Origin of the sequence: Pseudomonas sp. FP603 (assembly GCF_030687415.1) — a bacterium.
Classification (GTDB): Bacteria; Pseudomonadota; Gammaproteobacteria; order Pseudomonadales; family Pseudomonadaceae; genus Aquipseudomonas; species Aquipseudomonas wuhanensis.
The window spans coordinates 6,333,259-6,351,110 of the sequence record NZ_CP117431.1; the positions used below are offsets into that span (position 1 = coordinate 6,333,259).

A 17,852-nucleotide genomic window follows, 5' to 3' on the forward strand; every position below is an offset into this window, starting at 1 on the left:
ACGCTCTGCCTTGACGCTGCAGTGCGCCGCGCCGTAGCCTTGGCGCTCAAATTATCAGCGTAATTTTTTAGGGATGGCCTCATGCTGCGCAAACTCTCACTGGCCCTTGCCGTGTCTTGTGCGTCCAATGGAATGGCCTGGGCAATTGAAGCGCCCTTATCGACCAAGACTGACCTGGTCAGCGTCTATCAGGAAGCGGTGGACAACAACGCCGACATCGCCGCCGCCCGCGCCCAATACGGGGCCCAGAAGGAAGTCGTGCCACAGGCCCGCGCCGGGCTGTTGCCCAACCTGTCCGCCGGTGCCGACCTGAACAACACCCGCACCTCGCTCGACCAGCCATCGCTGACCTCGACCCGCAGTGGCACGGCGTATCAGGCGACCCTGGCGCAACCGATTTTCCGCGCCGATCGCTGGTTCCAGTTGCAGGCCGCCAAGGACGTCAACGAACAGGCAGCCTTGCAACTCTCGGCCACGGAACAAAACCTGATCCTGCAAAGTGCCGAAAGCTACTTCAACGTGCTGCGCAGCCAGGACACCCTGGCCTCGACCAAAGCCGAAGAAGCGGCGTTCAAGCGTCAACTCGACCAGTCCAACGAACGTTTCGACGTTGGCCTGTCGGACAAGACCGATGTGCTGCAATCCCAAGCCAGTTACGACACGGCACGGGCCAACCGGATTCTCGCTCAGCGTCAGGTAGATGATGCGTTCGAAGCGCTGATCACCCTGACCAACCGCCAGTACAATTCGATTCAGGGCATCGTCCACACCTTGCCAATCCTGCCGCCGGTACCGAACGATGCCAAAGCCTGGGTCGACACCGCTGCCAAACAAAACCTGAATTTGCTGGCCAGCAACTACGCGGTGAGCGCCGCCGAGGAGACTCTCAAGCAGCGCAAGGCCGGCCACGCCCCCACCCTGGATGCGGTTGCGCAATACAAGAAAGGTGACAACGACGCCCTCGGGTTTACCAACCCGAACCCGAATGGCGTGCGTTACGGCGGCGATGTCGAGCAGCGCACTGTCGGCCTGCAATTGAGCATCCCGCTCTACAGTGGCGGCCTGACCAGCTCGCAGGTGCGTGAGTCCTATTCACGGTTGACTCAGTCCGAGCAGCAACGCGAAGCGCTGCGTCGTCAGGTCGTGGAAAACACCCGCAATTTGCACCGCGCCGTGAACACCGACGTCGAGCAGGTGCAGGCACGCCGACAGTCGATCATCTCCAACCAAAGCGCGGTGGAAGCGACCGAAATCGGTTATCAGGTGGGGACGCGCAATATCGTCGACGTGCTCGATGCCCAGCGTCAGCTGTACACCTCGGTGCGCAACTACAACAACACCCGCTATGACTACATCCTCGACAACCTGCGTTTGAAGCAGGCCGCCGGCACCTTGAACCCCGGGGATTTGCAGGACCTGACGCGTTATCTCAAAGCCGACTACAACCCGGACAAGGATTTCCTGCCGCCGGATCTGGCCAAGGCTGCGGCGGAGCAATTACGGGCTAATCCTGCTCAATAAAAGGTAAACCCTGTATTGAGGAGGATTACCTGTGGCGAGGGAGCTTGCTCCCGCTGGGCTGCGAAGCGGCCCCAAACCCTGAGCATGCGGTCTGTCAGGCAGACCGCATCGGCTGATTCCACGACTGCTTCGCAGCCGAACGGGAGCAAGCTCCCTCGCCACAATTGATCAGTGACAAACTCAGGACTTGTCGATCAACCTGCCCAACCCGTCCAGCAACCGTTGCAACGCGCCCTGGTTAGTGCGCATCACCTTCAGCCCCGCCTCTGCCATTCGCTGCGCATCACTCGGCAATTCGAACAGCCGCTGCACCGCCAGCGCCAGACCTTCGGCATCATCGACCTCGGCCAACGCTCCGGCACTGCGCAACTGCGCGGCGATTTCGAGGAAGTTGAACAGGTGCGGCCCGCTGAGCACCGGTTTGGCCAATGCCGCAGGCTCCAGCAGGTTATGCCCGCCGTTCGGTACCAGGCTGCCACCGACGAACGCGCTGTCGGCCAATGCATAGAGAAACAGCAACTCGCCCATGGTGTCGCCCAGCAGCACCGAAGTGGCTGCGGTAACCGGCTCGCCCGTCGAACGCCGCACCGTGGCGAAACCCTGCTGCCGGCACAATTCGAACACCGGGTTGAAGCGTTCCGGATGACGCGGCACCAGAATCAGCAAGGCATCGGGATGATTGGCCAGCAGTCGACGATGGGCAGCCAGCACCACGTCGTCTTCGCCTTCATGGGTACTCGCGGCGATCCATACCGGACGCTCCTGCGCCTGCCATTGTCCGCGCAACTTCGCAGCACGCTGCAGCAGTTGCGGGTCGATGGTCAGGTCGAACTTGATCGAACCGGTCACTTCGACGGTTTCCGGGCGCGCGCCCAAATTCCGGAAGCGCTGCGCCTCGGCTTCGGTCTGCACCGCGAACAGGCTCATCTCGGCGAGCATCGGCCCGGTCAATTTATGGAAGCGGCCATAGCCCTTGGCCGAACGTTCGGACAGTCGCGCATTGGCCAGGGCCACGGGAATTCCGCGTTTGGCGCACTGATGGATATGGTTGGGCCAGAGCTCGGTTTCCATGATCACCGCCAGTTTCGGCCGGGCCCGATCAAGGAATCGCTTTGCTGCGCAGGGCAAGTCATAAGGCAAATAGCAATGCTGGATGCGCGGCTCATTGGCGAACAGCGCCTGGATGCGCTCGGAGCCGGTCGGGGTCATGCAGGTGACGGTGATCGGCAGCGTCGGATACCGTTGCAGCAAGGCACGGATCATCGGCGCCGCGGCGATGCTTTCGCCCACCGACACCGCGTGCACCCAGAGACCGCCCGGCTTCATTGCCGGCAGCGCGAGGGAGAAACGTTCGCCAATGCGCTTGGCATACGCCGGCGCCTTGCGCGCCCGCAGCCAAAGCCGAATCGCTACCAATGGCAGCCCCAGGTAAAACAGCGCGGTGTAGAGAGTTCTATTCATGGCGGCGGAGTTTATCGGTTTTTTAGCCGATCGCCTGCAAGTGCACGGCAAAACGTTCCGCCAGCCAACGAGCCGCCGGGCCGAGAGGCTCGTCGCGGCGCCAGACCAGTTCGACAATCAATGCCGGTGGCGTCCATTCGCTGGCCAGTTCGACCATCTGATCCTGATACGCCGGGTACTGCACCACATGTCGTGGCAACCAGGCCCAACCAAGACCGCGCATCACCCATTCGGCCATCACGTAGAAACTGTCGGCGCGCCAGACCTGCGGGCTGGCCGGCTCACTGCCGGGATAGACGCTGGACTGCGTGGACATCAGCAACTGTCGATGCTGCGCCAATTGCTGGCAATCGACCTGCGTCTGCTTGGCCAATGGATGCCCCACGCCGCACACGGTGACCATTTCAACACTGCCCAGCACTCGCCGCTCGAGGGCTTCGGGAATCTGCTCGTGATAAAACAGCAAGCCCAGGTCAGCCCGGCGCTCCACCAGTTTGCGCGCGACATCACCCTGGGCAGCGCTGGTCAGTTGCACTTCGAGACTGGGAAACTTTTCTGCCAGAGCCTCAAAGCTTTCAACCACCGCCTGATAGGGCATTGCTTCGTCCTGAGCCACACGCAGACTCGCTTCCTGGCCACGCATCATCGCCAATGCCCGGCCATTGAGGCGCTCGCATTGGCGCAGCACTTCCCGCGCCTCTTCAAGCAGAGCAGTGCCAGCTTCGGTGAGTTTCGGCTGACGACCACTGCTGCGATCAAACAGGCTGACACCCAGGTCCTCTTCCAGCAGCGCAATCGAACTGCTGACCGCCGACTGCGCCTTGCGCTGATCCCGCGCCACCGCGGAAAACGAACGCTGTTCCGCGACGCTGACAAACAAGCGCAGCTGTTCCAGATTCCATTGCATGTTCATGGTTCAACCCATCTTCAGAACAGATAGGTAATGACTTTACCGCATCTGGCGAATCTCTAGAATGCCGACCTCAGAAAGCAACACTTCACACGAGGATTAACCCATGACCGCTTACTACTATCTGGCCATCGCCATCTGCGCCGAAGTGATCGCCACTGTTTCGATGAAAGCGGTCAAGGGTTTCAGCACGCCACTGCCGCTGCTGCTGGTCATCGTCGGTTACGGTATTGCGTTCTGGATGCTGACGCTGGTGGTGCGCAGCGTTCCGGTGGGTGTGGCTTACGCGGTGTGGGCCGGCATGGGCATTGTGATGGTCAGCGTCGCGGCGCTGTTTATCTATGGGCAGAAGCTGGATGTGCCGGCGATGCTGGGGATGGCGCTGATTGTGTTGGGCGTTGTGGTTATTCAGCTGTTCTCCAAGACTGCCGGGCACTAAAGCCCTAAGCACGATCTATTGTGGGAGCGGACTTGCTCGCGAAAGCGGTGTGCCAGGCAACATTGATATCGACTGGCACGCCCTATTCGCGAGCAAGCCCGCTCCCACAGGTTTTGCATCCATCCAATTGATCACCAACAATCCCCTTTTCTTCGAGTCTGTATACTGCGCCCTCGTCTTGAACACTGAGGTCGCTGCATGCCATCCGTTATTTCCACCGACGTTCTGATTGTCGGCGCTGGTGTCGCCGGCCTCTGGCTGAATGCGCGCCTGCGTCGCCAGGGTTTTTCGACCGTGCTGGTGGAAAGCGCCAGCCTCGGTGGCGGGCAGAGCGTGAAGTCTCAGGGCATCATCCACGGCGGCGCCAAGTACGCATTGCACGGCGCCTTGACCGGCGCCTCGGAAGCCATCGCCGACATGCCGCGTCGCTGGCGTGAAGCGCTGGCCGGCGACGGCGAGCTGGATTTGTCCGGCGTACGTCTGCTGTCCGAAGCCCATTACCTCTGGTCCCCCGGCACCCTCGCCGGCAATCTCACCAGTTTCTTTGCCAGCAAAGCCGTGCGCGGGCGGGTCGATCAGGTCAAGGGCGAGCAACTGCCGCCCGCCCTGCAAGACAAGCGCTTCAAGGGCAAGGTCTATCGCCTGGCGGAACTGGTGGTTGACGTGCCGAGCCTGATCCAGCGCTTGGCCGATCTGGCTGGAGACGGCTTGCTGGCCGGTCAGCACATCGAGCCGCTGCTGGAAAACGGCGAACTGGTCGGTTTGAAAGTCGACGAGCGCGAGATCCGCGCCCAGCGCATCGTTCTCAGTGCCGGTGCCGGCACCGCCGACCTGCTCACGGCGCTGGGCCTGAGCCAGCCGGCCATGCAGCGCCGCCCCCTGCACATGATCATCGTCAAAGGCTCCGGCCTCAAACCCCTGTACGCCCATTGCCTGGGCGGCGGGCCGAAGCCGCGCATCACCGTGACCACCCACCCGGCCGCCGATGGCCAGTGGGTCTGGTACCTGGGTGGCGACATCGCCGAAGCCGAAGGCGTGGCCCGCGATCCTGCGGCGCAGATCGCCACCGCGCAGAAAGAACTCGGCAACCTGCTGCCGTGGATCGACCTGAGCACCGCGCAGTGGGCGACCTTGCGAGTCGAACGCGCCGAGCCGCTGCAATCGGGCCTGACCCGCCCGGACAATGCCTTCCTCGCCGAGCAGGATCGCCTGCTGGTGGGTTGGCCGACCAAACTGGCCCTGGCACCGGACTTCGCTGACCGCGTCCTCGCCGCACTGCAACGCGACGGCATTCAGCCGAGCCATCCGGCGCCGCTGCCGGAACTGCCAAAACCGCCGATGGGCGTCCCTGCCTGGGAGCAACTGCTGCCATGAGCCAACCCACCTTGCACGATCTGCATCGCCCTCTGGGCAGCACTGGCCTGTTGGTATCGCCTCTAGGCCTGGGCACGGTGAAACTTGGCCGCGATCAAGGGGTGAAATACCCCAACGGCTTCCAGATTCCCGGCGATGACGAGGCGCGCATGCTGCTTAAACTCGCGCGCGACCTGGGCATCAACCTGATCGACACCGCACCGGCCTATGGCCGCAGCGAAGAGCGTCTTGGCCCGTTGCTGCGGGGTCAACGTCAGGACTGGGTGATCGTCAGCAAGGTTGGCGAAGAGTTTACCGACGGCCAGTCGAGTCACGACTTCAGCGCCGCCCATACTCGCCTGTCGGTGGAACGCAGCCTGCAACGTCTGGAGACGGATGTTATCGATCTGGTGTTGGTGCACTCCGACGGCAACGACCTGGCGATCCTCAATGACAGCGAGGTCTATGCGACCCTTGCCGAACTCAAGCGCGAAGGCAAGATTCGCGGTTTCGGTTTTTCCGGAAAAACCGTCGAAGGCGGTTTGAAGGCTCTGGAACAAGGTGATTGCGCGATGGTCACCTACAATCTGAACGAACAGAACGAGAAGCCGGTCATTGACTATGCTGCTGCTCACGGCAAAGCGATCCTGGTCAAAAAAGCCTTGGCCAGCGGCCACGTCTGCTTGAGTCCGGGCGTGGACCCGGTGCGTGCCAGCTTCGAGTTGTTGTTTGAACACCCGGGTGTGGCCAGTGCTATTGTCGGGACCATCAATCCGCTGCACCTCGCCCACAACGTCGCGACCGTTGCCCAGGTCCTTCGTAGCCATTGATGCCGCCCACGCGGCCTTAAGCAGGAGTCGACATGCCGCGTACGCTGATCAGAAAGAACCCGAGCAACTTCAAGACCCTGCCGTTATTCGTCGAAGCGACACCCGAAGGCCTGAGTTACCAGAGCGTCGGGATGCCGTTGAATTTCTCCCAGACTTTGCAACGTCGCCGCCCGGTGGCGGTGGCCGACAGCGAGCGGTTCGCCCTGGAGCTGGCAAATCTCGGGGTCTCGGTGCGCCTGACCCTGCATTGGCAGAATCGCGATTACTGGGTGTTGGTGCGTCAACGTCGGCAGGACCGCGGCGATGTGGTGCTCAAACTGATCTCGGGTTATGTGCCGGCCCATGAACTGAACCTGCCGCTGCACACGGCGACCCAGGAAATCGCCGAAGAGTGCCTGCTGGAAACCCCGGAAGGCTGGCTCAGCGGGCGTTTCAACGACACCTGGCTGCCCGCGCCCTACTCGTCTGCCCTGCATTACCGCGAAGCCCTGCCGTTTCGCCTGACACCGCTGTCCGGCTCGGCGCGGCCGGTGCGTTGCGCCAACATGCCGCTGATCGAGCGCCCGCGGGCCTATGTGCATTTGCCCACTGCGTCGCTGCAATTGATCTATGACTTGCGTCTGGACGTGCCCAAGGAAGCGAAATCCCTGAGCCTGTTTCATGTCGACGAACGGCTGGAGGGCGATCAATTGGTGGCCCGGCTCGATCGTAAACGTCCCGATTTGTATCTGATGCCACTGCAGGACGGCCAGCCAATGGCCGAGCTCTATACCCTGAAAAAGGATCAACTGTACCCGGCGAGTACCCGTGGGTTATATCTGGCGGAGAGTTTTGCCCGGCAGGAAGGGTGGCTGGTGAAGGATGAGCGGATTCGCTGGAAGGACTGGGTGCGGCAACAGGGTTTGAGCCCGCCGGGGAAAGATTCCGGTTTGGCTCGCTTGCATGGAAAAGCAAAGCAACTGCTGAAAAGAATCGTGCCGCGCAAGGCCGCACGATAGAAACCTGTGGCGAGGGAGCTTGCTCCCGCTCGGCTGCGCAGCAGTCGTAAAACTCGCGACGCGATCAATCTGAAAAACCGCGATCTATGGCTTTGGGGCCGCTTCGCGACCCAGCGGGAGCAAGCTCCCTCGCCACAGTGAGCGCGCCGCTTCAGTGATTGCGGATCTTCTCGACAATCGCCGTCGTCGAGCTGTTTTCCACCAGCCCCAGCACTTTCACCGTCCCGCCGTAAGCAGTGACGATGTCCGCGCCGACCACTTGGTCGATCCCGTAATCGCCGCCCTTGACCAACACATCCGGCTTGACCTCGCGCAGCAGGTTTTCCGGGGTGCCTTCAGCGAAGCTGATTACCCAGTCCACGGCGCCCAGGCCGGCCAGTACGGCCATGCGACGGTCGACGCTGTTGATCGGACGACCCGGCCCTTTCAAACGGCTCACCGACGCATCGTCGTTGACCGCCACGATCAGACGATCGCCTTGGGCACGCGCCTGTTCGAGGTAGGTCACATGGCCGGCATGCAGGATGTCGAAGCAGCCATTGGTGAAGACAATCTTCTCTTTGTGCGCACGCGCATCATCGACTGCCAGCAGCAGCTGCTCCAGCCCCAACACACCACGCTCGGAACCTTCTTCACGCTGGATAGCACGACGCAATTCCGGGGCACTGATGGCTGCGGTACCGAGCTTGCCGACCACGATGCCCGCCGCCAGGTTGGCCAGGGCCACTGCGTGGGGCAGTTCTTCGCCAGCGGCGATCGCCGCCGCCAGGGTAGAAATCACCGTGTCACCGGCGCCGGTCACGTCGAACACCTCACGGGCACGGGCCGGCAGGTGCAGCGCCGGATGATCCGGGCGCAGCAAGGTCATGCCGTGCTCGCCACGGGTTACCAGCAAAGCGCCGAGGTCGAGGTCGTGCATCAGCTGCGCGCCCTTGCTCACCAACTCGTGCTCATCGGCGCAACCACCGACGATGGTTTCGAACTCGCTGAGGTTCGGGGTGATCAGGCTCGCGCCGCGGTAGATCGAGAAATCCTTGCCCTTGGGGTCGGCCAGCACCGGAATCCCACGGGCGCGGGCGGCCTGGATCAGCACCTGATGGTTTTTCAGCGCGCCTTTGCCGTAGTCGGACAACACCAGCACCTTGATGCCTTCGAGCAATTCGTCGACTTGCTCGCCCAACGCCAGGGCGTCGGTGGAGAAAGGTTCTTCGAAGTCGATACGCAGCAATTGCTGGTGACGGCTCATCACCCGTAGCTTGACGATGGTCGGCTGGTGCGCGATGCGCTGGAACAACGCCCGCACGCCGGCGCCTTTGAGGCTATTGACCAGGCTATCAGCCGCTTCGTCGTCGCCGGTCACGCCAACCAGCGAGGCTGGCGCACCGAGCGCGGCAATGTTCAAGGCAACGTTGGCGGCACCGCCGGGGCGGTCCTCGATTTGCTCGACTTTGACTACCGGTACCGGTGCCTCAGGAGAAATCCGTGAGGTACCACCATGCCAGTAACGGTCGAGCATGACATCACCGACCACCAGGACAGGGGCCTGATCGAATCGTGGCATGGATAACTTCATGGAAACTCCAGGGGCGATAAAAGCGTCGCGGATAATAACATAGCGAAAGAATGCGGCCGCACGCGAGCAAAGAGGCTCAGCGGCGGCCATCTCGTGGAGGGGCATCCAGCGGACGCACCCAGAAAAGTTCGTGTCGGCGCACCGCTTTGCGGAAGAACTCGTCTTCACCTGTGCAGGGCCAGCGACGCCCGGCCAACCATCGCTGAATCACCCGGCGCAGACGTCTTTTGAGCGGTGGACGGCCCTGCAAGTCGTGCTGCATGGCCAAGGCCATGGCTTTGTCCATGCGGGTTGGCGCGTCCAGCAACGGGCTCCATAGCCCATCAGCCGGCAACGGTTCGATGGTCGGCGGCAGGGCAATGCCATAATCCGCCGGGCCCATCGGCCAGCGGTCGTTGTCATGCAGGTGATTGGCATAGAGCAGCAGGGTACGCGGGCGCCAGGTACTGAGTTCAATCGCCTCCATCAAGGCGCGAGTGCTGGCGACATGATCGCTGTGGGGATCCAGTTCGGGATGGGGCGTCAGCACCGCGTCGGGCCGGTGATGCTCAAGCAGTCGCGCCAGATCAGCCACCAGGTTGCGCCAATGGGGCTGACCATCGACGTCACCCGGCAGGCTCAGGGCATTGTGCCGACGCACATTGCGTATATCGCTCTCCCCCGACTCCCGCGAACCGAAGCTTTGCTCCGGCTGCTGCGCCATCGCATCCAGTTGCAAGCAGTAGTAGCCCAATTGCACACACTGCTGTTGCGGCACCCCGCCCCACAGCGGCACTGCCAGGCTGTCCCAACTGCGCAGGCGCCCCTTGAGTCGGGCGGCCTGAGCGGTGTCGAGGCCCATATCGCGATAGTTTTCGGCCTCAATCTCGCCTTGGGTCAGTGTGACGATAGCCACCTCGGACGCCCGACTATAGAGACCAAAAGCTGCCAGTTCGGCATCATCGGCATGGGGGGCGATGATTAGCAGACGCTGCTGGCCAAAATCCGGATTACTCAGGGCGTGTAAAGTCGCCCGTGGCATCAGGCTGCAAAAGCGTCCACGTAATGTCAGGGTCCCGGCTGCCAGCGCCGAACCTTGCCCCGACAGATTGAGAAAACGCTCTCCCGCAACACCGCGCTCCAGATCTTGACGGTCGTCACCGATCCATACCTGGGGGTCAAGAAAGCGACCCAGCCAATGGCTCTTGACCCGCACCTGCAAAACCAGGGTTTGCGCCAGGCCAAAGTCGCCCGCCACCTGCAAGACACCATTGACCAGGGTGGCGGGAAATTGCGGCGTACCCGCCGGGAAGTCATAGCGATAATCGTCGCCCGGGGCATAGAACAGATGGTCGGCGAACCAGGCTTCATGGGCGATCCAGCCCAGCAGCAGGAACAGCGGCAAGGGCCACCACGCGACAAAAATGCCAAATAGTAATGCAGCCAACAACGCCCCGATCAGCACCACGCGTTTGCGCTGGCGATGGCGTTTAAGCAATTGTTGCTTGCGTGCGCTCATGACTGCCTGTCCTCGCTCAAACCCGGTAGACCGGAACCCGGTGACACCAGCGATCCTTGTATTCGCGATCGGCGCGGCCGAACGAGTAACGCAGCGGCTTGCCCAAGGCTCGGGCCTGCTCCCACGCGGCTTGGGTGTTGACGAAACTGAGAACACTGCCGGGGCTGAACTCGCGGTTCTGCGGATCGACACCGCCGTTAATGTATTCCAGGCTGACCCACTTGGGTGCCTCGACCCGGTACAGAATCTGGATCGCCACCGGCTCGTCGTTCAGGTAGATCAAGGACCCGGTCATGAACTCACGCAACAGGCTGAACACTTCAGAAAGACGCGCCTTGCCCGGTGCTTCAAAGTTCCAGCGGCGCTGGAACAGGTCGGCATAGATGGTCGCCTGTTCACTGGCGCTCAGCTCCAGCATCGGTCGGATGATGCCACCCGCCTCTTCAAGCAAACGCTGGTCACGACGCTGGTTGTAGCGAAACTTCTTGCTGTAGTCCTCTGGTTCACGAGCCAGCGCCAGGCCTTCAGGTTGCTCAGCGAGACCGATGATGTTTGGGGCATTGAGTTCGGACACATAACGCGCGTGATGCCGCAGACGAACCTGAGCATCTTCGGCAACCGGCAGGATGATCTCGGCATTGCCGAGATCGAGCAGGCCACGCTTGCCTTCACGCTTGAGCACGTCCTTGGACAAGGCCACATGACGGCCCCAGGTCGGCATCGCGGCGCACAATTCACCGTCGACGAACCAGCCCAGATAACGCACCGGGATGCCTACCAGCCCTGCCAGGCGCTCAACGACTTCGGGATGAGTTGCCACGCTGCCGCCAAACTGTTGCCAGGCCTGGGTATAAACCGTTGCATCAATGGGTACCCAGCCGCTTTCTCTCCAGGCCCGCCAGTAACTCAAAATCAAACGTGGGACTCCGTCATCGCCTCGTCGGTGCTTTCGACGAAATCCTTCTCGTGCAGGCGTGCGTAGAGACCGTTCAACGCCAACAACTCGGCGTGGGTGCCGCGTTCGACGATGCGGCCCTGGTCCATCAACAGGATCAGGTCAGCCTTCTCGATGGTCGACAAGCGGTGAGCGATCACCAGCGTGGTACGGCCCTTCATCACTTGTTCCAGTGCTGCCTGGATGTGGCGCTCGGACTCGGTGTCGAGGGCCGAGGTAGCCTCATCGAGGATCAGCAATGGCGCATTCTTGAGCAGTGCCCGGGCAATCGCCAGACGCTGGCGCTGACCGCCGGAAAGCAGCACGCCATTTTCGCCCACCAGGGTGTCGTAGCCTTGAGGCATTTGCTCGATGAACTCGGCGGCGTAGGCATCTTCGGCAGCCTTGCGCACGTCTTCGAACGGTGCGCCGGCGAGGTCGCCGTAGGCGATGTTGTTGGTGACGCTGTCGTTGAACAGGGTGACCTGCTGGGTCACCAGGGCAATGTGACGACGCAGGTTGGTCAGTTTGTATTCCTCGACATCCATTCCGTCGAGCAGGATCTGGCCCTTGTCGTGGTGATAGAAACGCGGAATCAGGTTGGCCAAGGTCGACTTGCCGCTGCCTGAACGCCCCACCAGAGCGACCATCTGGCCCTCTTCGGCGGTAAAGGAAATATCGTTGAGCACAAGTTTCTCGGTGCCCGGGTACTGGAAGCTCAGGTTACGCACTTCCAGGCGACCGCTGACGCGCACCATTTCCTTGGTGCCCGTATCGACTTCCGGTTCTTCGTCGAGCTGCTCGAAGATGCTCTCCGCACCGGCCAGCCCTTTCTGAATGGTGGCGCTGACTTCCGACAACTGACGAATCGGCTTGGGTAACAAACCGGCGGCGGTAATGTAGGCAACCAGTTCGCCAGCAGAGGCATCTCCGCGAAGGTAAAGCACCAGATACATCAACACCGCCATGCCGATGTAAATCACCAGTTGCAGCATCGGGGTGTAGATCGACTGGGTGCGGGTCATGCCCAGGCTGCGGTTCATGTTGTCGGCGCTGGCCTTGTGGAACCGATCGATTTCGTAAGTCTCACCGCCAAAGCTGCGAACCACGCGATAGCCCTGGATAGTCTCCGAAGCCACATGGGTCACATCGCCCATCGCCACCTGGATTTTCTTGCTTTGCTTGCGAAATTTTTTGCTGGCGCTACTTACCAGAATCGCGATGACCGGCAGGATCGCCAGCAATACCAAGGTCATTTTCCAGTTGCTGTACAGCAGGTAACCGAACAGGAACACCACCGTCAGGCCTTCACGGATCACTACTTTGATCGCATCAGTGGCAGCACCGGTGACCATTGTCACGTTATAGGTAATACGGGAAATCAGGTGACCGGAGTTATGGTTGTCGAAGTAGCGGTTAGGCAAGGTCAACAGGTTGTCGAACAAGGCACAACGCAGGTCGTGGACCACGCCACGGGCAACCTTGGCCAGGTAATAGTTACCCAGAAATGAGCCGATGCCCTGATAGACGGCAATCAGCACAATCAACAACGGTACGCCGAGTACCAGCGAGACACCCAGAAACTTGGTGTCATCGGGTTTCTGCAAGGCGTCGAGAAAATGCTTGAGCATGTCCGCCAGCATCGGCTGGCTGGATGCGAATAGCACAAAGCCGATAATACTGATGGCGAAAGCGCCCCAGTACGGGAGCACGTATTTCAGCAACCGCAGGTAAATCTTCATGCTTGATTGCTGGTCGGAATTGGCCATTCGGCGCGCCTCGTACGTTTGAAAAAGACAGACAACCTGTGGATTGTAACAGCGAACGAATTACAACATCGGCTCAGCCAGGACGAGGTGCCGAAAACGCTTTAGCACTTCGCTACCGGACCGGGAACATCAGGGGTTGAAACACTCCAGACGGAACCTTTGCTTTCATTGCTCCCACGAGTGGCCAACACGATACTCAAGGCAATCGGCAACCAGGTGATCAACCAGTCCGCATTGGGTTTGAGCCAGAGACCAATGCCATCGGTCATCAATGACGCCCCGGAAAACACCCAGAGTGCCAGCAACACCTGCCCCAGTGGCTGCGCGCGCGAAACCCAGCCACGCCAGCCAACCGCCAGCCACAGCCAGCCGAATAGCAGTAGCCCAGGTACACCCAGACGCACACCGATATCCAGGAACAGGTTATGGGGATGTTTGAATGCCTGTCCGATTTCAGGGACAGGAATCAGGTATTCATGGAATCCCAACCCCATCGCCCAATGATCCAGCATCAATTGCACGCCGCCGTTCCATAGCTCGGGACGAAAAGAAACGCCACGCTGCAAGAGGATGTCCGGCTTGAATACAGCAATGGACGCCAACCCCAGGACCACCAGAATGATCAGCCCGCCTCCCAGGCGCGACGGTCGCGCCACTCCCATCACGAATAGACAGGCCAGCAAGCCGATCCACACACCGCGTGTTTGGCTAAAGCCCAGGAATAGCGCATATCCCAGCGCCGGAATCAGCAGCAACACCATCGCCCAGGGATTGAAGCGCTTGGTCTGCAACGTGAAGACGCCAAGAATCAGCAAGGCCCCCACCGCATGCGCGGCCATGATTGCAGTGTCCCACAGGCCAATGGCAATCAGCCTGCCGCTGAAAGGTTGAGCGGACACGTCATAAAAGTAGACCCAGGAAGCTGCAGCAAAAAAACCGCCAATAATCGATGCGTACAACAACATGGACTCGAACCGCCACTTGCGGTTCTGTGCAGCCAGTAGCACGCCCAACAGGGTAAGGGCCACATAGAGCGTCACTTTGCTTTTGCCGAAAATGTTATTGCCGCCCTCAACCATCAGCACCAATAACGTCCATGCCGCGAAGATAGCAAAGAGGACGCACTCCGGTTGCTTGAGCATCGCGCGAAAATCCCGATGGAACAGCGCCAACAAGGCAGGCAGCCACAGCAGGAAAATCAACATTTGGTGATAAAGCTTGTTGTCCGGCAGTACCCACGCCCCACACAGCAGCACAAGAAAACCGATAGATGCCCACATTCCCAGGACATCCTTACCGAAAAATTTCTTCATTCCTGTCAGCACTCGGCTTTACCCAGCATTCGATTGGCGACCCGCTGCAACTGGGCCTTGTCGGCGTTCTTCCAGCCACCCTTGATACAGTAGTGTTCAGAGAGGTAATGGAGAAAGTTACGCCTCAACCGCTCATCGAGTGGCCATTGCGGGAATGCGCGCGCCAGTTCCACCACCTGCTCGGCGTTATCGGCATGCATTACCAGCCCTTCGATATTGAAAAAAGCCTGACCCAGGGTGAGCACGGGCTTACCCAAAAGCAGGCTTTCCAGGCCAACCGTCGAGTTCAGCGTGATCACAAACTGGCTGGACTCGATCAACTGCTGAGTGGCGTTGCCGTTGGCGAACAACAGACGCTCGTGAGTACGCTCATGCAACTCAGGATACGTTTCGCGACTGGATGGATGCTCCTTGAACACCACTGTCAATCCAGTCTCTTTGGCCAAGCGCTCGCCCAAGGCGAACATCTCGCGCATGTTTTTGATCCAGGGAGAAAACAGCCGAACCTGACTATCGCGGTCGTCCTGGAACGGAATAAAGACGAACTGCTCCGGCAGCACAATCGGTGTCGGGCCACTGGTACGAGGCTGGCGTGGAATCAGCACGGGCACTGCCTGATTTTCAGGCACGGGATAAGGATAGTTGAGGTAAAAACCGGCCTCACGCGGAACGGCGTTCAGGTAGTTCACGCCCTGCGGATCAACGGTTGTGGTGTCGGGCAGCAAACCGTTCTCGAAGAAGAAAGTCTTACAACCCGGCGGCGCCAAGGCCGTCAGCAATCGGCAGTAGCGGTGGGAACCATTCCAGAACACCAGCGCATCGGGGTGCTCGCGATCAAGCAACGCCTGAGCGCGTAACGCCATCCAAATCAGCTCAAGACGTAACAACAGACGATACAAGCGACCATCGTTTTTGTTCTTGACGCGCCGCTCCTCGCATTTTTCTTCGATCAGGCTCGGCCAGTCGATTCGCGAAAGCACTCTGGATGCATGCAACAACCTTGGCCAGGGCATCTGTGGTGGGGTAACGACTTTACCTTGCAGCTCGGTCTCATTGAGTAACCGATTGAAATAGAGGCCTTGATGTTTGGCCAGGGAAATGAACAGCATTGTCGTCATAGGGTGTCCAAAAAATAGGCCGCATCCACCCGCCAAAGCGCAATATAACCACGTGCGACAAGTCCGCAGACATCAACACCCTGTTATTCGCCCGTCCGCGTATAGAAGTATAAAACCAGAAATCAGAAGCAAGCACTCTGTGGTATTGCCCCAGGCAACCCCGTGAACGGGCAACTGCCTCTTAAAAAGTGAGGCGATTGTACCACAGCGGTTTTTTGCAGCATGCGCACTGCGGTAACATAGCCGGCTGCCCATCCCATCAGGCCAAGCCTTGGAGCCTTGATGCAAACGCTCGACCATACCGCTTATCTCAACATGCGCGAGGGCGCCGACGTTCTCGAGGCCGATGGTAAAGGGGATAAAGTCTTGTGCCTGGCCGATGGCTCGATGCTCAAGCTGTTTCGCCGTAAACGCCTGCTGACTTCTGCGCTTTGGGCGCCTTACGCCCGGCGCTTCGCCGACAACTGCCGAGCACTGCGCGAATGCAATATCGAATGCCCGACGGTTCGCCAGATTTATCGCATCCCCAGCATCGAGCGCGATGCCGTGCATTACGACCCCCTACCCGGTCGCACTCTGCGTCAGTTGCTGGGCACCGACAATAACGAATCTCTTCGGGCACAACTGGGTGAGTTCATTGCACGCCTGCATGAGAACGGCATCTACTTTCGCTCCGCGCACCTGGGCAATGTGGTATTGACGCCTGAAAATACACTCGGGCTGATCGACATCGCCGACCTGCGCACCTATCGCAAGCCACTGCGCAAAGGCCTGCGCCTGCGCAATTTCAAGCATATGCTGCGCTATCGCCAGGATCGCGAGTGGCTACTCAAGGACAACCAGTTCCTTGAGCACTACCTGAACCATCAACGTGTGTGCAATGGACGGGAACTGAGCCTGGCGCTCACTCCCTTAAGCCCTTAAGCCCTTAAGCCCTTAAGCCCTTAAGCCCTTAAGCCCTTAAGCCGCCAGTGTCAGCCGGCGGCAGACAGCCTGAAGGTCTCGAAGTCACGCGCAGGGTCTACGCCGCGCAGCAAGTTATCAACCAGCTGAATGGTCTTTGCCAATCCCTGAGAGCCGTATACCAAGTGGTAATCGGCAAAACGCCGGGCCTGGGCCACATGCCCCGGATAATCCTGCTCAAGCGCTTGCAACTGGCGGGAAAACTCATGTTCATCGCGCACTTGTGGCCCAAAAAACAGTGAGTGAGAGAAGATATCCACATCGCTGCCCGCATTCACATGGATTACCGGCCGCCCCGCCAGCCCTGCCTCGATACCAGCATTGGACATGATATTGACGACAACGCTGGCCTGCGCCAGAGCGTGCGCCAGTGAACACTTGCTATCCAGCAAGTCGATGTTGGCTAACTGCGCAGCGGCATCGCACCAGAATTGCGCCTTGCTGCGCGGATGACGCTTGAACAGCACGCGATAATGCGGATGCTGCCCGGCCCAGTCGCGCAATAACTGATAAGTGCGCTGGTAGCCCGGCTCTTTTTCCCGATCAGGACCCACCCCCAGAATTAACAACGTCCGGAGAGCAGGATCGGCAACTGGCAGATCATAAGTTTCATCGGCGAGGTAAGAACCGATCAGTACCACCGTCGACTCACCGAACCTCAATGTTCTTTCTTGCAAAGCGACCAGCGAACTATGGCCAAAGACGCCGTAATAGTCGTAATCGTTCATCCCCAGTCGTCGTGAAGACTCCAACGTCGTGGCATGGGCCAGTTGCAGCAGTCGGGCCCCGCGCGCAGCCAATGCCAAGCGCAAGAACGGCGCATGAAGACTACCGTTGCGTTCGTTGATCAGCACCTTGGGCGAATACGTCATCACCAACCACTGTGCATGGGCGGCGTACACCAGATAACGCAGCGGCACAGACTGCGGCGGCGCCAGGAGCATGCGCTGGGCGCAGGCGTCCGACGGAGAACGTAACGCTGCCTCTGTCAGGTGGTGCCCGCGCTTGCGCAGACCCTCAATCAGAATATTCTTGCGCTGCAACGCCATGGACTTTGGCGCCGAATGCAGCAACAGCACCTCACAGGGCGTAGCGACGACCGAACCACTCAAGCACGCCTTCGCGCGTACCCCGACCGCCACATCCACCAGCACATCACGAACCAGGCGCAA

Annotated in this window: 15 protein-coding genes; 6 read left to right on the forward strand and 9 right to left on the reverse strand. The window is 60.0% G+C overall.

The genetic code is table 11. From position 1 onward, the window contains the following. Positions 1-81 precede the first annotated feature (81 nt). Positions 82-1,521: a TolC family outer membrane protein gene (locus PSH65_RS29255; RefSeq protein ID WP_305423945.1), complete on the forward strand. Its 1,440-nt coding sequence runs from the start codon at positions 82-84 to the stop codon at positions 1,519-1,521. 180 nt (positions 1,522-1,701) lie between these two features. On the opposite strand, the gene waaA is transcribed toward PSH65_RS29255, so the two are convergent. Together waaA and PSH65_RS29265 are read right to left on the reverse strand one after the other, a co-directional pair. Further along, positions 1,702-2,982, reverse strand: a complete 1,281-nt coding sequence (waaA, locus tag PSH65_RS29260; RefSeq protein ID WP_305423946.1) for a lipid IV(A) 3-deoxy-D-manno-octulosonic acid transferase — start codon at positions 2,980-2,982, stop codon at positions 1,702-1,704. A gap of 22 nt (positions 2,983-3,004) precedes the next feature. Next, positions 3,005-3,895: a LysR family transcriptional regulator gene (locus tag PSH65_RS29265; protein ID WP_305423947.1), complete on the reverse strand. Its 891-nt coding sequence runs from the start codon at positions 3,893-3,895 to the stop codon at positions 3,005-3,007. A gap of 103 nt (positions 3,896-3,998) precedes the next feature. Between PSH65_RS29265 and PSH65_RS29270 the strand changes: the two genes are divergently transcribed. The 4 genes from PSH65_RS29270 (at position 3,999) to PSH65_RS29285 (ending at position 7,512) form a co-directional block, all read left to right on the forward strand. After that, positions 3,999-4,331, forward strand: a complete 333-nt coding sequence (locus tag PSH65_RS29270; RefSeq protein WP_008004867.1) for a multidrug efflux SMR transporter — start codon at positions 3,999-4,001, stop codon at positions 4,329-4,331. A gap of 198 nt (positions 4,332-4,529) precedes the next feature. Further along, positions 4,530-5,705: an FAD-binding oxidoreductase gene (locus PSH65_RS29275; RefSeq protein ID WP_305423948.1), complete on the forward strand. Its 1,176-nt coding sequence runs from the start codon at positions 4,530-4,532 to the stop codon at positions 5,703-5,705. Then, positions 5,702-6,514, forward strand: coding sequence for an aldo/keto reductase (locus PSH65_RS29280; RefSeq protein WP_123721520.1), 813 nt, complete (start codon positions 5,702-5,704; stop codon positions 6,512-6,514). Before PSH65_RS29275 ends, PSH65_RS29280 begins: the two co-directional genes overlap by 4 nt. 32 nt (positions 6,515-6,546) lie before the next feature. Beyond that, positions 6,547-7,512: a metal ABC transporter ATPase gene (locus PSH65_RS29285; protein ID WP_305423950.1), complete on the forward strand. Its 966-nt coding sequence runs from the start codon at positions 6,547-6,549 to the stop codon at positions 7,510-7,512. Positions 7,513-7,663: 151 nt separating this feature from the next. Here PSH65_RS29285 and hldE read toward each other — a convergent pair whose 3' ends face one another. From hldE to PSH65_RS29315, 6 genes are all read right to left on the reverse strand, one after another. Next, positions 7,664-9,085, reverse strand: a complete 1,422-nt coding sequence (gene hldE / locus PSH65_RS29290) for a bifunctional D-glycero-beta-D-manno-heptose-7-phosphate kinase/D-glycero-beta-D-manno-heptose 1-phosphate adenylyltransferase HldE (RefSeq protein WP_052965997.1) — start codon at positions 9,083-9,085, stop codon at positions 7,664-7,666. Positions 9,086-9,161: 76 nt separating this feature from the next. Further along, positions 9,162-10,583, reverse strand: coding sequence for a PIG-L deacetylase family protein (locus PSH65_RS29295; RefSeq protein WP_305423951.1), 1,422 nt, complete (start codon positions 10,581-10,583; stop codon positions 9,162-9,164). Between the two features lie 16 nt (positions 10,584-10,599). Beyond that, positions 10,600-11,496 (reverse strand): GNAT family N-acetyltransferase, encoded by an 897-nt coding sequence (locus PSH65_RS29300; protein ID WP_305427064.1) that lies wholly within the window; start codon positions 11,494-11,496, stop codon positions 10,600-10,602. Beyond that, positions 11,496-13,286 carry a lipid A export permease/ATP-binding protein MsbA gene (msbA, locus tag PSH65_RS29305; protein WP_305423952.1) on the reverse strand — a complete coding sequence of 597 codons (1,791 nt, stop codon included), beginning with the start codon at positions 13,284-13,286 and terminating at the stop codon, positions 11,496-11,498. Before msbA ends, PSH65_RS29300 begins: the two co-directional genes overlap by 1 nt. 101 nt (positions 13,287-13,387) lie before the next feature. Next, positions 13,388-14,566, reverse strand: coding sequence for an O-antigen ligase (locus PSH65_RS29310; protein ID WP_305423953.1), 1,179 nt, complete (start codon positions 14,564-14,566; stop codon positions 13,388-13,390). Positions 14,567-14,604: 38 nt separating this feature from the next. Continuing rightward, positions 14,605-15,717, reverse strand: a complete 1,113-nt coding sequence (locus PSH65_RS29315) for a capsular biosynthesis protein (RefSeq protein WP_305423955.1) — start codon at positions 15,715-15,717, stop codon at positions 14,605-14,607. A gap of 282 nt (positions 15,718-15,999) precedes the next feature. On the opposite strand from PSH65_RS29315, the gene PSH65_RS29320 reads away from it, so the two are divergent. Beyond that, a complete protein-coding gene (locus PSH65_RS29320) occupies positions 16,000-16,641 on the forward strand; it encodes a toluene tolerance protein (protein WP_305423957.1) in 642 nt (213 codons plus the stop codon). 50 nt (positions 16,642-16,691) lie between these two features. Here PSH65_RS29320 and PSH65_RS29325 read toward each other — a convergent pair whose 3' ends face one another. Continuing rightward, positions 16,692-17,834: a capsule biosynthesis protein gene (locus PSH65_RS29325; RefSeq protein WP_305423958.1), complete on the reverse strand. Its 1,143-nt coding sequence runs from the start codon at positions 17,832-17,834 to the stop codon at positions 16,692-16,694. Positions 17,835-17,852 lie beyond the last annotated feature (18 nt).